This is a genomic window from Azospirillaceae bacterium, assembly GCA_028283825.1.
In the GTDB taxonomy this organism is placed as follows: domain Bacteria; phylum Pseudomonadota; class Alphaproteobacteria; order Azospirillales; family Azospirillaceae; genus Nitrospirillum.
Genome location: JAPWJW010000001.1, coordinates 23024 through 37338, shown reverse-complemented (window position 1 = coordinate 37338; position 14315 = coordinate 23024). Strand labels below are relative to the sequence as shown.

Genomic DNA, 14315 nt, shown 5'->3' with positions numbered 1-14315 from the left:
ATGACCCCCGGCCGAGATTCGATCAGGATGAGAAGGTCACGCTCCAAATTCGACTCAAAGCGGACCGTGCTCTCCCAATCTACCACGCCCCTCGCGGATCGTAGCCAGGACATCGGCACCGAGAGACACATACCCGTTACCAACCCCATCGAGCGCCTCAACGGCGAGATCAAGCGCCGCACCGAGGTGGTCGGCATCTTCCCAAATGAGAACGTCATCACCTGCCTGGTCGGGCCATCCTCATAGAGATCAACGGTGAATGGGCCTCAGTGCGGCCGCTCCATGCCCCTGGAAACCATCGCCGCTGTCGGCGATGATCTTGCAATCATGCTGCCGACCGTTGCCGCATGATCGGCCCGGCCAAACGCGCCGGAGACCGAAATGGCCGGGCGCCTCTCACGCCGCGCCCTAGGCTCGAGACTCATTCAGAGCCACCAAGTGACGATAGCGGCGAGGTAGCAAGCCGAATCAGCGAGACGCTCACCTGTCCCACAATCTGCACTCCGCTTGCCACCGGACGTAACTTTGCCCCTTGGCGAATTTCAAATTCCTTCAAATAACATAGTCGCTGGGGCGGCGATCAGTGCCGGTTCAGCTGTCGTCATTGGTTGAACGCTGGTGGGCACATGGAACGGGATCTGGGAAGTCTACGGCTTCTCACTGTGGAGGAGGCCTCGGATCTATTAAGGATCCATCGTTCCCTCTTGATTCGCCTCGATATCCGATTCATTCGAATCGGCCGGCGGCGCCTCTATTCCCTTTCCGAACTAAGGCGCTGGATTGCGCGACAGGAGGAGGCGAGCGCTGCGCGCGTTTCCCCCGCGGCTAACCATCCATCCCAAGCCGGTCCTGTTCGAGCGCGAGGGCGGCCCCGCAAAGGTGCCCAATCGGTAAAATGAGCCGCTTTAGCTGAAGCCTCTACCCCGTCTATCTGGAGATATAACAATGCGCGGCAAGAATATTGGTGAAGAACTGCGGAAGCGTGAAGTGATACTTGAAGCGGCGCGCGAATGCTTCTCTGATAGGGGGATATCGGACACTTGCATGAAAGATATAAGCAAGTTATCCGGAATCAGCATGGGGGTCATATATAAAATTTTTGGAAGCAAAGACAATATAATTTCGCAGTCACTTAATATGGACGGTATATTATTCGAGATAATAGATATAAAAGATGATTATCCAGATGATTTGATCGATTATCTGAAAAAAGAGTTCAGAAAGATAATAGAATTCCAGAATAAAATAAGCACAGTATTGTATTTTGATATGATGGTCATATCAATGAAGAGAGATAGTGCACTTAAATTTGTAAATGATTCAAATGAAACTTTACGCCATAGAATATCAACAATAATTATGATTGGCCAAGAATTGGGAAAAATAGATGATCGCCTTGATGCTGCAAAAGGAGCAGATGCGATATTATTATGTATTGAAATAGTAAAGCAATTACCATTATTTTTAATGCGCATGAGTCTGTCGCGGAAATCAATATACAATTTCATTGATGGTTGGATGCAGCTTGCATTGACTTTCGAAGAGGAGGACTGAGCCCTCAGTGGTTGCCGCGAGTGCTAGGCTGGCAGGGTCCTCGCTAACGGGATCGATGGCGATAAGGGAGCGCCGTGCAGGTGCCATCGCCCCCGGGCGCTCAATGATGAAGATCCCATCAATGGCACGGCGCCGTTTCGGTCGTTGTTGAAGCCCAACTCGGGGTTCGCACGCTTGAAGAAGTTGCGTTTGCCATATGCCGGCATGCGTTTCGACGATCTGCCGAATGTTGGCATATGGAACCTCTCCGGGTGCAGTCAGTCTGCACGCTTCTCCCGAGCTATTTTCTCACGACCGAGGCGCTTAACGGCGTTGAAGTGAACCGCGCCGGGATTGTCGGAGGCCGTTTGGTTTGAGTCAGGCGGCCATGGCCGGAGTGTCCGTCATGGCGTGGAAGCGAGCCTCAGCTTCGGCGGGCGGGATGTTACCGATGGGCCCCAGGATCCGCCGGTGGTTGAACCAATCGACCCATTCCAGGGTGGCGTATTCGACGGCCTCGAAGGATCGCCATGGCCCACGCCGGTGGATCACCTCGGCCTTGTAGAGGCCGTTGATGGTTTCTGCCAGGGCGTTGTCGTAGCTATCCCCGACACTGCCGACCGAGGGCTCGATCCCGGCATCGGCCAGGCGCTCGGTGTATTTGATGCTGACGTATTGAACACCCCTGTCCGAGTGGTGAACCAGGCCGCCGTGCTTGGCCGGTCGCCTGTCATGCAGGGCCTGCTCCAGGGCGTCGAGCACGAAGGCGGCATGGGCTGTCCGCGACACCCGCCAGCCAACGATGCGCCGGGCGTAGGCGTCGATGACGAAGGCCACGTAGACGAAGCCCTGCCAGGTGGCGACGTAGGTGAAGTCCGACAGCCACAGCATGTTCGGCCGGGGCGCATGGAACTGCCGATTGACATGGTCCAGCGGACAGGGTGCCGCCTTGTCGCTCACCGTCGTCCTCACCGGCTTGCCCCGGATCACACCTCGCAGGCCCAAGTCCCGCATCAGTCGGGCGACCGTGCAACGCGCGACGGCGTGGCCCTCCCGCTTGAGCTGATGCCAGACCTTGCGCACGCCATAGACGGCGAAGTTCTCGTCGAACACCCGCCGTATTGCGACCTTCAACCGTGTGTCCCGCTTGGCCCGCGCCGGCAGGCGGTCCGGGTTGGAACGCCGCGACGCATGCCGGTGATAGGTCGACGGGGCGATCGCCAACACCTGGCAGATCGGCTCGACCCCGTGCGCACCCCGATGCTCATCGATGAAGGCAATCATGGCTTGAACCGGCGGTCGAGCTCCGCCGCCGCAAAATACGCGCTCGCCTTGCGCAGGATCTCATTCGCTTGGCGCAGTTCCCGGTTCTCCCGTTCCAGCGCCTTCAGCCGTTCCGCGACATCGCTGGGCACACCGGCCCGCGTGCCTGCTTCAACCTCGGCCTTCTTCACCCATTCGTTCAGCGTTTGGCCCGAACAGCCGATCTTCGCCGCGATCGACATCACCGCCGCCCAACGGGACGGATGATCCTTCTCGTGATCCAGCACCAGCCGCACCGCGCGGGCACGCACCTCAGGGGAGAACTTGTTCGTCGTCTTGCTCATCGTGGCTTCAGTCTCTCAGGAGTGAAAGCCTCCGACAATCCCGGCGCGGTTCAGCTGACATGGACAAGGGCTGTGTCGTCGCGGGGCCGCCGGGCGTGGGCAAAAGCGCATTCATGCGCGCCCTGGCCAGGACCTGTGAAGTACCCCTGATCGTCGCGTCCCATGGGCAGTGGCAAGCTGCGGGGCACCAGGGAAACATGCTGCGGGCGATGGCGGCTACCTTCGCGGAGGCAAGGCGGGCTGCGCCGTGCCTACTGGCGATTGACGAGCTGGATAGCTTTGCCAGCAGGGCCCTGGAAGCTGGGCCGAACCGTTCCTACAACCACCAAGTCATGAACGCCTTCTTAGAATACTCGGACAGTGTCCAGGGCCGGGAAGGGGTTGTTGTAGTGGGCAGCTGCAACTTCCCCGAATTGTTGGATCCAGCGCTGACCCGGCCTGGCCGCTTCGAGCGCGTCATACGCATTCCGTTCCCCGACAAGATGGCGCTCCAAGGTATTCTCCGCTTCCATCTTGGCCCAAATCATCTGCAAGGCCTGGACCTGGCATGCTTTGCGGCGGCGCTGGAAGGCGCGACGGGAGCAGACTGCGAGCAGGTCGTCCGTGGCGGGAAACGTCGCGCCAGGCTGGCCGGCAGGCCCATGCGACCGGAAGATCTGGCGGCGGAACTACACCCTGCGGAGCGTCAACAGCCGTTGGAAGTCCGGCGCCTTGTCGCCGTTCATGAGGCTGGTCATGCTGTGGTTTCGGCAATCCTGAGGCCCGGAACGCTGCTGTCGGCTTCAATCCGCGCCTCTTCAGCGGCGCTGGGAAGCGTGCGGTGCCGCCCAGACGATGAAATCATGCACGCCGGTGACCTTCTCGCGTTGGTGAAGGTGTCACTGGCTGGACGGGCTGCCGAAGAGGCCGTCCTCGGGGAAGCGAGTACAGCCGCCGGCGGTAACGCCGAAAGCGATTTGGCGACCGCCACCTTGCTTACCACACAGCTCATCGCCCACGGGCTGGGAGATCAGCTGATCTGGGTAGGGCCCGTTACGGCGCGCACGCTGCCCCATCTCCTCGGTGGCAATCCCAAGCTCGCGGCGAAAGTCGATGCGCTGCTGGACGCCCAATACGGGGAAGTGCTCGCCCTCGTCCGTGCCCGACGGCAGGCGGTGGAATATGTCGCCGAGCTTCTGCTCGCCAAGGAGACGATTTCTGCTGAGGAAATCGTCGCCGCTGGAAGTGCGCTTTGGCCCAAAGCCGAGGGGCGAGAAATGCAGTGAGACCGGCACGAAGACGGCCCCCGCCCACCTGCGGCTTTTCCAGAACGCGGTGGGCAAGTTGCCCCCCTTAAACCAAGATGAGACGTAAGATGCACACCGAGGCGTCGCCGATCCCGCCGGCCGTAACCGCGCTGATCAGCCGAACTATCGACCGGCTCCGGCACCTGCAGGTACAGCCTGACCCAATCGTTCCCGCACAACATCGCCAGCGGTATGGAATATTGACTTCCGCGGTTCGTGCGGATGGTCAGATCCTGGAGACGGCCATCAGCGAGGCGCTGAAGGCACTTCCCCACCTCCGGCTTGTCCGTACGCCGCCCATATTCATCCCTTCGCTGATTGACCAAATGGTCGGTGGCGCCGCCAGTGCTGAAACACTCCGCAGCTCTCATCTGCATTACGAGGGCGGACAGGGGCGAAAGGTGGCCCCTGACCTGGTGCTTATTGATGCGGATCGCAGAGCCGTCGATTTTCTGGAGGTAAAACGCGGCCTGGCGCGTACGGACGCTGGGAAGACCAGGCAGACAATTAGGGACCTGCGCTGCCTGCAGTTGGTCGGCAAGAGCTATGCGCTGAGGCAACTTAACGCCGAGGTCGACACCGCGACTGCTGCGGTCTGCGCTATTCACGGCGCCACCGCCGTACCTGCTGATTTGCAGGTCGCTGTCGAGGACCTGGAAATCCGTTACGGGCTAAGCCTGCGAGCTGTCATCAGTGCGACATACACCGAGTTTGGGCGGCAACTGGACGAGCTGCTATTCCAGCAAGCGCTCGATGACGAGATTCAGAACGTCTATTCTGCAAGACTTCAAGAAGAGCCCTTGATGTCGCCATTGATCGGCTTTGCCGAGCAAGAGCCGATGACGAGGGACGCCATTACGTCTGTTTAGCGGGCCCTGTGGCCAACAGTTCCACGATCGCGGCAGCCGTTGCCAGCATCCTGTTGTCCAAACTCCGTGCCGCATCGTTCAGCCGGGCCAGTGCCGCAGCCCGTTGAGGATCGTTCTCGTTGTCCTCTGCGAATAACTCGCTGAGCGGTACCCCCAGCCCCTTCGCCAGAACCTCCAGCGTGTCATAGGCCGGGATGGAGATACCGCGCTCGACGTTTGAGATTGCGTCCGGCGACCGGTCAATAAGTCCGGCCAGAGCCTCTTGGCTGAGGCCCCTTCTTTTGCGGATGGCTCGTATCCGCATTGCCACGCGAGTTTTGAAGTCCATGTCGCATGATGGGCAGATTTCCGTCTTGTCGGAACCGACTACCATACGGTATTTATCGAATGTACCGATCAGAAGTCCGGAAATAAACATCCCTAACGCAGGCCGATCGGCGGATCGCTTCTGCCCACTACCCAGGGGCAGGTCACCAAGAACCGGCCTTCGACAGCCGAGACTAGGCCCTGAGAGTTTCGCCGGCATTGCCGGCCATGGCACGAAGAGTAAGGGAATCAAGACAATGCGTTCGCGGATGAAGTCGGGCCCACCCTCACCACCGTCATCCCCTCGGCGGCAGCGTATCGCGAGTCACCCACCCATATAAAAGCGCTAGATGGCTTCGTCCGCGGTGAGTTCACCATCAATGTAAATTGGCCGGCAAAGCTCTTTGCCGCTGGATGAGGTAAATAGTGGGCGCCGCCGACGGCAGCCAATTCGATATGCCGATCCTTCGTTACTTTCCAGCGCTGCCACCTGTGTTACAGTTCTCTCAACTTTGACTTAGAGATACGATATGAAGCAGATTTCTGGCCGGCTCACCATGCTTGGTGATTCAATAGTAAAGACCAATCAATGCGACTACAGTTTGATTAAGATTGGGAACAATATTCTGCAATCTGTTGTCGTTCCATCTGGCATAAATAATTTCCTGGACGTCCACAATGACGGTGAGACCACCATATATTACGTGGACCCATTTTTATTCAGGAAGGTAATTGTCGGAATCGGACTCCCGTCCGGTGAGAAATATTGCATGGGTCCCGGTTTTTTTACCTCGGTCATGCTCCTGCTGTGCAGCATTATCCTTATCCCGTTGTTGGGCTTCGGGCTGCTATTCCTGCCAACGGCGGTTGGCAGCCTGGTCGTGGATAGCGCCGCTGCCAAGCTGCGGGACCAGGGCTTCGAACCCATCAAGTGACGGCTGTTTGCCTATAGGAAGGGTTGTCCCAGGGCGGCGTTACGGAACGTCCGAGCCCCCAATTACCCAGCTCGCCTAGGCATTTGGCTCCTCGCCCCCCTCACATATGGCTCTTTTCCCAGACGGAGGCGGTGCGCTGGGCGCACCTTAAATATCATGAATGATTTCAAGCAACTGCATCTGGGCGTCGATCGGCGCCAGTTCATAACGGCATCTGCGGCTGCCGTTGGATTGGCGGCGATTTCACATGCGATGCCAGCCAAGGCGGATACGATAATCGCTCCCGAGAAGCCCAGGACCCGCGAGGCATTGCTGGCGTTGCTGGACGACACAGCCTGGGTGCCAATCGGTCCCGATAATGAAAAGCATATTTACGTATTGGGCGCACCGTGGTGCCCTCATTGTAAGAATCTTTATTTCGAAGCGAAGAAGATAGAAAAGGCTGTCCAATTCAGGTGGGTGCCGGGCTTTACGAACAGCACATGGGCGCAGCAGGTCAACTTGCTGACCGCGGGCACCCGCGACGCCAGGGTGTTGGACCAAATTTACAATAAGATACAACCAGCCGACTTGATCCCCCAGGGTGCGAACTGGGCACTCAAGTGGAATGAGGATGTTGTCGATCTCGTCGAATTGGGCCAGCCTGGCGCGGGCGCGACGCCTGTTATCTACATACCGCTCGGCTCCGAGTTGCGCCGAATGGCCGGTGAGGAGACTGCGGCCAATTTCATGAAGCTCGCCTCCAGCATTGCCCGGAGGCCGGCCTCAATGACGATCATTCCCAAAGCAAGCGCAGTTGCTGGAACGATTTCAAAAAGTTGGGAAATCAGCCGAAGCCTCAGTTTGACGCCCGTGTCCGACACGATGCCGCTTCCCGTACGGGTAGCCCCCACCCTTGAAGCGCCCGTATTTTTCAACCTCCCGCCCGAAAAGGCGCTGGATGTCAAAGGCGCCACCATTACGACGAACGGTGAGAAATGGGTGTATCTGTCGCTTTCTGGAAACGGCTTCTTGGAGCGCGGTGGATGGTGTGCCGCTGATCAGGTCTACGTGAACGATGGCAACAAAACTCCCGTCACGTTTTGAGTGAACGTTCGGCACGAACTGTGCCGGGAGGCGTGGAGGCCAGCCGTCCGATTTGTTGAAATAGTGTGCCGCCGGAACCCAAGCTCTCAGGGAAAAGAACACCAGCACTGCCGTAATAAGGTCGCGCTGGTGCCCTCACATATCACGACGTCATGCCGCAGGCTCCATAAAACCCTTCGCTGCGGGTTGCGCCTTACACCGGAACAACATCCCCGCTGTGGCCGGCAGCACCAGCCCCAAGGGCCACACGAAGTCCAACGCCTGGGCCATCGCCAGCTACACCAGCGCGGTATAGCTGGACTCGGTCCGCTCCCACGCGCAGGCGTCGCCGCGGCAGGAAAAGGGCCGCCATTGGTTCTCCGCCTTGGATGGGTAGGCCGTCCCGTTGAGGAACAAAGCTATCGGCTCAACGGTAGAGCAAGGCGAACGCCAGTTGGGCGATGGCGGACGCCACCCACAGCCCGCCGCTCAGGCAGGGCCTGCCCGCGGTGGCCAGGGACAGCAGGAACCCGACCGGCAATATCGCGCTGCTGAGGATCCGGGCGCCCATGGACGACGGCGCGGGATGGTCGACGAACAGGCTGGAGAGATAGATGGCCATGCCCAGCGCCCAGAGCGCCAGGTAGACGCGGCGGATCTTCGGTTCGCGCGACTGTGGTTCGGTCGTGGAGGTCATGGGATCGCCAGGTTCCGCCGGTTCAGCTCGTCTCGGTAGCCGAGGTTCCGGGCCGCATTGTAGCTCTCGCCCGTGCCCAGGATATAGCCGATGAAGATGTACGTCGCGGCGACCGGTATCGCCGGCCCCGTGGTCAGCGTCTTGCCGACCAAGCTGAACCAGGCGCTCTTCTCCCTGCTGGCGTTCACTTACGGCGGCGACGAGCAGACGACCTTCGCCCTGCCCAATCTCCGCGGGCGAGTGGTGTTCGGCACCCAGCCGCCGGCACCCCCCTGCACCCAGGGCGGGGCGGAGGCGGTCGTCCTGACGGCGGTCATGGTGCCGCCGCACCAGCACGCGGTCTCGGTCGCGACGTCCGCCGGCTGTAGCGGCATCCCGGCCGGGGCCAGCCTGGCCTCCGACACCCTCGACACACCCTATAGTCCAGGCCCGAACCCGGCGGCGCCGGTCACCCTGGCGCCCGACACCATCGCGCCGAGCGGTGGCGGCCAGCCGCATCCGAACATGCAGCCGTGGCTGGGCCTGCTGCCCTGCATCTGCTCCCAGGGAATCTACCCCAGCCGTCCCTAGACCGTGTGTGGAGGAACTCGCCATGAGCGAAGCGTATTTCGGAGAGATCTGTCTGTTTGCCGGCAGCTACGCACCGCAGGGGTGGGCTCTCTGCGACGGCTCGCTCATGTCGATCGCCGAGAATAGCGTGCTGTACTCCCTGCTGGGCACGACGTACGGCATTGACGACAAGGGGAACTTCGCCCTTCCCGACCTGCGCGGCCGAGTCCCCGTGGGCAGCTGGCCGGGACCCGGCCTAACGCCGCGCCAAGCCGGGCAGACCGGCGGCTCGGAGACGGTGATGCTGGTGCCGGCCACACTCGGCACCCATACACACGCTGCAGGCATCAACCGCCGTGGGGACGAGCAGCAGCCCCCTCGACGCGGCGCTGGCGGCGTCGGGGCAGGCGGGGGTCTACGTCGACACCTCCGCGGCGGGAGTCGCACCGACCGCGCTGTCGCCGTTCCATGTCCAACCCGCGCCGGGAGTGCCCGCCGCTGCACACGACAACATGATGCCCTCCCTGGCGCTCACCTACATCATTTGCACCAGCGGTGGCCTATACCCGTCACGGGAGCCCGGCTCCGACCCCACCGACTTCGAGGGCATTATCGGCGAGGTGCGGCAGACGGCCCTGAACTTCGTGCCGACCGACTGGCTGCCCTGCCAGGGGCAGGCGTTGCCGATCAGCACATACCCGACGCTCTATGCGGTGCTGGGTGTCGCTTACGGTGGCGACGGGAAGACAACCTTCAACCTGCCGGACCTGGGCGGCCGCGTCGCCATCGGCGCCGGCACCGGACCGGGGCTAACCAGCCGACAGGTGGGCGCCGTGATGGGAGAGGCGGCGGTGGCGCTGACCGTGGGCCAGATTCCGCCGCACACGCACCAGTTGACGGCCTGGCAGGCGCAGCAGACCGCCCAGACCGTCAAGGTGCCGACGGCGTCTACCGGTCTGGCTGGCAATGGAGCACCGCTCTACACCCGCGCCCAGCCGACGCACGGGCGCAACCCTGTCGACACCCGCCGCGCCCGTGACGCCAGCAATAATGCCCCATGAAAATCGGCAACCTTTCCTAGTCCTTGGCTTCATCATATGCACCAATGGATATTTCCCGTCGAGAAACTAATGAGCCGCGCCAGGGGGCCGCGCGCAACGACATCGACCACCGCACGACCAAGCCCAAGCACCCTTGGACCAACGGCCAAGTCGAGCGCATGAACCGCACCATCAAACACCGGGACTAAACATCTAGGGGAGGGGGTGAACGCAGACGGTGGTGGGACGGTTCGCCATCGCGTCGGCCAAGCTGATGAACGCCGGCCGCGTCATCGCCGTGGATCGGCGGGAGGACAGGCTGGCTATGACCCCACTCCTGCAAGGCCCGACATCACCGTCAATCTTTTATGCCCGCTGTGGCCACCCCAAGGGGTCATAGTGGTCCTTCAGCGGGGGGGAGCGGCGGATGGTGGGGGCAGCCGGCATCATTCCGAGTCGCATGCGGGAAAGGAGACGTTAACCAACATCTACACCATATCCCTTTTGGGGCTGCAACAAAGGGCAAAGCAGGTCAATGTGAATACCCATAACGAGGTGCGGCGCATTGCCTCGGGCTTGCATCTCTAACGGTGCTTGCATTAACGAAACTTGAACGAAACATTAATTCGCATCGCAGCAAATTATAATATTTGCAGTCCGTGGCGTATCGCTTTTGAGTGCCCCGCTGAGCACCACCCCAGCAGGGAAAACAGCGCTTGGTATCGTCGATCGACCCCCTGATTCAGCCCGCGAACGATCCGGGGGCTGGAACGGCCCCGTCCGTCAATGTGGGGCTTGATTGTCTGCGCGCCATCTTGGGCTTTCATGGCTTGGCGGCGGACGTGGGGCAGCTTCGGCATGCGACGGGCACCGGGGCGGCGCTGACGCCGGCGGAGCTGGTGCGCCTGGCGCGGCGGCAGGGCTTGAGCGCGCGCGAGGTCGCCAGCGGGTGGGACCGGCTGCCGGCCCTGGCGCTGCCGGCCATCGCCGTGTTGTCGGATGGCGGCTACGTCGTGCTGGCGCGGGTGGTGGACGACCGCGCCCTGCTGCTGGACCCGGCGACGGGACGGCCCACCCTGTGGGGGCGGGCGGAGTTCGAGGGGCGTTGGACCGGCCGCCTGGTGCTGGCCACCAAGCGGCTGTCCCTGGGTGACCTGGGCCGGCGCTTCGATTTGGGCTGGTTCCTGGCGGCGCTGGTCAAGTACCGCTGGATTCTGGGCGAGGTGCTGGTCGCCAGCCTGTTCCTGCAGCTGTTCGCGCTGGTGACGCCGCTGTTCTTCCAGGTGGTGGTGGACAAGGTGCTGGTGCACCGGGGCCTCAGCACGCTGGACGTGCTGGTGTTCGGCCTGGTGGCGGTGTCCTTGTTCGAGACGGTGCTGTCGGGCCTGCGCACGCATGTGTTCGCCCACACCACCAACCGCATCGACGTGGAACTGGGCGCCCGGCTGTTCCGCCACCTGCTGGGCCTGCCCTTGGCCTATTTCGCCAACCGGCGGGTGGGCGACAGCGTCGCCCGGGTGCGGGAGCTGGAGACCATCCGCAACTTCATCACCGGGTCGGCCCTGACCCTGGTGGTGGACCTGGTGTTCACCGTGGTGTTCATCGCGGTGATGCTGGCCTATTCCGGCTGGCTGACGGCCATCGTGGCGCTGTCGCTGCCCCTTTATGCCGCCATCAGCATGGGTGCCGGTCCCGTCTTCCGCCGCCGTCTGGAGGAGAAGTTCCGCCGCGGGGCGGAGAACCAGGCCTTCCTGGTGGAGGCGGTGGGCGGGATCGAGACGGTCAAGGCCATGGCGGTGGAACCGCAGTTGCAACGCAAGTGGGAGGAGCAGCTGGCGGGCTACGTCCAGTCGTCCTTCCGGGTGTCGGCGCTGGGCAACGTGGCCAGCCAGGGCATCCAGCTGATCTCCAAGCTGGTGTCGGCCGGCATCCTGTACTTCGGGGCGGGCGCCGTGATCAGCGGCAAAATGACGGTGGGTGAGCTGATCGCCTTCAACATGCTGGCGGGCCGGGTGAGCCAGCCGGTGCTGCGCCTGGCGCAGCTGGGGCAGGATTTCCACCAGGCGCGCCTGTCGGTGGAACGGCTGGGCGACATCCTGAACACGCCGATGGAACCGCAGGCCCGGCCCGGGCAGACGGCGCTACCCAACCTCAAAGGCGCGGTGGCGCTGGAACATGTGCGCTTCCGCTACCGCCCCGACGCGGCGCCGGTGCTGGAGGACCTGACCCTGGCGGTGCAGCCGGGGCAGAGCATCGGCATCGTCGGCCCCTCCGGCTCCGGCAAGAGCACGCTGACCAAGCTGCTGCAGCGCCTGTACGTGCCTGAGGCGGGCCGCGTGCTGGTGGATGGGGTAGACATCGCCCAGATCGACGCCGCCTGGCTACGCCGCCAGGTGGGCGTGGTGTTGCAGGAGAACGTGCTGCTGAACGGCACGGTGCGGGAGAACATCGCCCTGGCCGATCCCGCCATGCCGCTGGAGCGGGTGATGAGTGCGGCCCAGCTGGCGGGGGCGCATGAGTTCATCCTGGCGCTGCCGCAGGGCTACGACACGGTGGTGGGGGAACGGGGCGCCAGCCTGTCGGGCGGGCAGCGCCAGCGGGTGGCTATCGCCCGCGCCCTGGTGACCGACCCGCGCATCCTGATCTTCGATGAGGCCACCAGCGCGCTGGATTATGAGAGCGAGCGGGTGGTGCAGCAGAATTTGGGCGCCATCAGCCGCAACCGCACGGTCTTCATCGTGGCCCACCGCCTGTCGGCCGTGCGCCACTGCGATCGCATCCTGACCTTGGAGGGCGGCCGCCTGGTGGAGGACGGCAGCCATGATGAGCTGGTCCGCGCCGGTGGCCGCTACGCCACGCTGTACCACATGCAGGCCGGCATGGCGCCGGTGGGGGTGGCCAATGTCGGCTGAACCCATGAGCGCGCCGCTGAGCGCCGACCCCAGCCTGAAGCCGCTGGTGAAGCCGCCGGTTCCGCCCAAGCGCCGGCGGGAGGAGCGCGAGTTCCTGCCCGCGGCGCTGGAGATCATGGACACCCCGGCCTCGCCCGTGGGCCGCGCCGTGGGGGCCACCATCATCGCCTTCTTCACGCTGGCGGTGGGGTGGGCGTGTATCGGCCATATCGACATCATCGCGACGGCGCCGGGCCGCATCGTGCCCTCGGGCCAGGTGAAGGTGGTGCAGCCGATGGACAGTGGCATCGTGACCGCCATCCAGGTGCAGGACGGCGAACATGTGGCGGCGGGCCAGCCCCTGATCCTGCTGAACGCCACCACCACGGCGGCGGACCGCGACCGGGCGACGGCGGACCTGGTCCAGGCACGGCTGGACGTGGCGCGGCTGACGGCGCTGCGCGCCGGCCTGACCGGCAGCCTGACCAGCCTGGCGCAGGCGGAGAAGGCCTTCGTGCCGCCGGCCGACCTGGCGCCGGCCTTGGTGGAGCGCACGCGCGCCGCCCTGCGCGCCCAGGCGCAGGCGCAGGCGGCCAAGCTGGCGGGGCTAGACCAGCAGATCGCGCAGAAGGCGGCGGAGGCGGACGAGGTCGAGGTGACGACGGCCAAGCTGACGGCCTCGACCAAGCTGCTGGCGCAGCAGACGGAGATCCGCCGGCAGCTGATGGAAAGCGAATACGGCAACAAGCTGAATTACCTTGAGGTGCAGCAGCGCCTGGTGGAGGCCCAGCACGAACTGTCGGCCCAGACGCAGAAGGCGGCGGAGGTGGCGGCCGCCCGGCGCGCGCTGGAGGGGCAGCGGGCCCAGGCGGTCAGCGACTATGCCCACCAGGTGCTGGAAGACCTGGGCACGTCCACCCAGAAGGCGGCGGAATACGCGCAAGATTTGGTGAAGGCCGACCAGCACCTGGCACAGCAGACCCTGTCGGCCCCCATCGCCGGCACGGTGCAGCAGCTGGCGGTGCATACGGTGGGCGGGGTGGTGACACCGGCGCAAGGCCTGCTGGTCATCGTGCCGGACGACGTGCCCCTAGTGGTTGAGGCCAGCGTGGACAACCGGGACATCGGCTTCGTGCACCGGGGGCAGGAAGTTGAGATGAAGGTGGAGACGTTCACCTTCACCCGCTACGGCCTGGTGCACGGCCATGTGCTGGATGTTAGCCGTGACGCCATCACGCCGGACCGGGGCACGCCCACGGCCAGCAACACCGCCCGCGCGCCGGGGGAGGATCAGGCCAGCGCCAGCGACCGGCAGAAGACCGACACCACGCCGGTCTACGTGGCGCACATCGCCTTGGACACCCCCACCTTGATGGTGGACGGGCGGGAGGAGTACCTGGCCACCGGCATGTCGGTGACGGCGGAGATCAAGACCGGCCGCCGGCGGGTGATCGACTACCTGCTCTCGCCGCTGGGCGAGTACGCGCATGATGGGTTGAGGGAGCGGTGATGGGTTGTATTTGAAATGAAATCATTA

Annotated in this window: 12 protein-coding genes, 2 pseudogenes and 1 other annotated feature; of the genes and pseudogenes, 11 read left to right on the top strand and 3 right to left on the bottom strand. The window is 63.0% G+C overall.

Going from position 1 to position 14315, the window contains the following annotated elements; translation table 11 throughout:
- Nucleotides 1-138 precede the first annotated feature (138 nt).
- Together PW843_00125 and PW843_00120 are read left to right on the top strand one after the other, a co-directional pair.
- Nucleotides 139-351 (top strand): annotated as a pseudogene (locus PW843_00125) (transposase).
- Nucleotides 352-945: 594 nt separating this feature from the next.
- Nucleotides 946-1554, top strand: a complete 609-nt coding sequence (locus tag PW843_00120; GenBank protein MDE1145014.1) for a helix-turn-helix domain containing protein — start codon at nucleotides 946-948, stop codon at nucleotides 1552-1554.
- Between the two features lie 357 nt (nucleotides 1555-1911).
- Here the strand turns inward: PW843_00120 and PW843_00115 are convergent.
- Nucleotides 1912-3140 (bottom strand): IS3 family transposase gene (locus PW843_00115; GenBank protein ID MDE1145013.1). Its coding sequence is split into 2 segments (ribosomal slippage): nucleotides 1912-2852 and nucleotides 2852-3140, totalling 1230 coding nucleotides; the frame shifts between segments, so codons are not numbered across the junction.
- Nucleotides 2743-2859 (bottom strand) — a sequence feature (AL1L pseudoknot). (Overlaps the previous gene by 117 nt.)
- A 59-nt stretch (nucleotides 3141-3199) precedes the next feature.
- Between PW843_00115 and PW843_00110 the strand changes: the two genes are divergently transcribed.
- The gene (locus PW843_00110) at nucleotides 3200-4405 is read left to right on the top strand and encodes an AAA family ATPase (GenBank protein ID MDE1145012.1); all 1206 of its coding nucleotides are present in this window, start codon (nucleotides 3200-3202) and stop codon (nucleotides 4403-4405) included.
- A gap of 89 nt (nucleotides 4406-4494) precedes the next feature.
- Nucleotides 4495-5295, top strand: a complete 801-nt coding sequence (locus PW843_00105; protein ID MDE1145011.1) for a hypothetical protein — start codon at nucleotides 4495-4497, stop codon at nucleotides 5293-5295.
- Here the strand turns inward: PW843_00105 and PW843_00100 are convergent.
- Nucleotides 5282-5713, bottom strand: a complete 432-nt coding sequence (locus tag PW843_00100; protein ID MDE1145010.1) for a helix-turn-helix transcriptional regulator — start codon at nucleotides 5711-5713, stop codon at nucleotides 5282-5284. The genes PW843_00105 and PW843_00100 overlap by 14 nt on opposite strands.
- A gap of 418 nt (nucleotides 5714-6131) precedes the next feature.
- Here PW843_00100 and PW843_00095 point away from each other — a divergent pair, with 418 nt between their 5' ends.
- Both PW843_00095 and PW843_00090 read left to right on the top strand, forming a co-directional pair.
- Entirely contained in the window at nucleotides 6132-6536 is a 405-nt protein-coding gene (locus PW843_00095; protein MDE1145009.1) for a hypothetical protein, read from the top strand.
- A gap of 156 nt (nucleotides 6537-6692) precedes the next feature.
- Nucleotides 6693-7622, top strand: coding sequence for a twin-arginine translocation signal domain-containing protein (locus tag PW843_00090; GenBank protein ID MDE1145008.1), 930 nt, complete (start codon nucleotides 6693-6695; stop codon nucleotides 7620-7622).
- A 406-nt stretch (nucleotides 7623-8028) separates the two neighbouring features.
- Here PW843_00090 and PW843_00085 read toward each other — a convergent pair whose 3' ends face one another.
- A complete protein-coding gene (locus PW843_00085; protein MDE1145007.1) occupies nucleotides 8029-8298 on the bottom strand; it encodes a hypothetical protein in 270 nt (89 codons plus the stop codon).
- A 90-nt stretch (nucleotides 8299-8388) separates the two neighbouring features.
- On the opposite strand from PW843_00085, the gene PW843_00080 reads away from it, so the two are divergent.
- The 5 genes and pseudogenes from PW843_00080 (at nucleotide 8389) to PW843_00060 (ending at nucleotide 14288) form a co-directional block, all read left to right on the top strand.
- Nucleotides 8389-8868, top strand: coding sequence for a tail fiber protein (locus tag PW843_00080; protein MDE1145006.1), 480 nt, complete (start codon nucleotides 8389-8391; stop codon nucleotides 8866-8868).
- 491 nt (nucleotides 8869-9359) lie between these two features.
- Complete coding sequence (locus tag PW843_00075; protein ID MDE1145005.1) at nucleotides 9360-9908, top strand: tail fiber protein; 549 nt, start codon at nucleotides 9360-9362, stop codon at nucleotides 9906-9908.
- A 95-nt stretch (nucleotides 9909-10003) separates the two neighbouring features.
- Nucleotides 10004-10084 (top strand): annotated as a pseudogene (locus PW843_00070) (integrase core domain-containing protein).
- Nucleotides 10085-10675: 591 nt separating this feature from the next.
- The gene (locus PW843_00065) at nucleotides 10676-12799 is read left to right on the top strand and encodes a type I secretion system permease/ATPase (protein MDE1145004.1); all 2124 of its coding nucleotides are present in this window, start codon (nucleotides 10676-10678) and stop codon (nucleotides 12797-12799) included.
- A complete protein-coding gene (locus PW843_00060) occupies nucleotides 12789-14288 on the top strand; it encodes an HlyD family type I secretion periplasmic adaptor subunit (GenBank protein ID MDE1145003.1) in 1500 nt (499 codons plus the stop codon). Before PW843_00065 ends, PW843_00060 begins: the two co-directional genes overlap by 11 nt.
- The last annotated feature ends 27 nt before the right edge of the window (nucleotides 14289-14315 follow it).

Excerpts from the sequence above, each read along its gene's own strand:
- PW843_00095 (MDE1145009.1), top strand. The coding sequence starts at position 6,132 with ATGAAGCAGATTTCTGGCCGGCTCACCATGCTTGGTGATTCAATAGTA.
- PW843_00120 (MDE1145014.1), top strand. The coding sequence starts at position 946 with ATGCGCGGCAAGAATATTGGTGAAGAACTGCGGAAGCGTGAAGTGATA.
- PW843_00085 (MDE1145007.1), bottom strand. The coding sequence starts at position 8,298 with ATGACCTCCACGACCGAACCACAGTCGCGCGAACCGAAGATCCGCCGC.
- PW843_00100 (MDE1145010.1), bottom strand. The coding sequence starts at position 5,713 with ATGTTTATTTCCGGACTTCTGATCGGTACATTCGATAAATACCGTATG.
- PW843_00060 (MDE1145003.1), top strand. The coding sequence starts at position 12,789 with ATGTCGGCTGAACCCATGAGCGCGCCGCTGAGCGCCGACCCCAGCCTG.
- PW843_00080 (MDE1145006.1), top strand. The coding sequence starts at position 8,389 with ATGAAGATGTACGTCGCGGCGACCGGTATCGCCGGCCCCGTGGTCAGC.
- PW843_00090 (MDE1145008.1), top strand. The coding sequence starts at position 6,693 with ATGAATGATTTCAAGCAACTGCATCTGGGCGTCGATCGGCGCCAGTTC.
- PW843_00075 (MDE1145005.1), top strand. The coding sequence starts at position 9,360 with ATGATGCCCTCCCTGGCGCTCACCTACATCATTTGCACCAGCGGTGGC.
- PW843_00105 (MDE1145011.1), top strand. The coding sequence starts at position 4,495 with ATGCACACCGAGGCGTCGCCGATCCCGCCGGCCGTAACCGCGCTGATC.
- PW843_00110 (MDE1145012.1), top strand. The coding sequence starts at position 3,200 with ATGGACAAGGGCTGTGTCGTCGCGGGGCCGCCGGGCGTGGGCAAAAGC.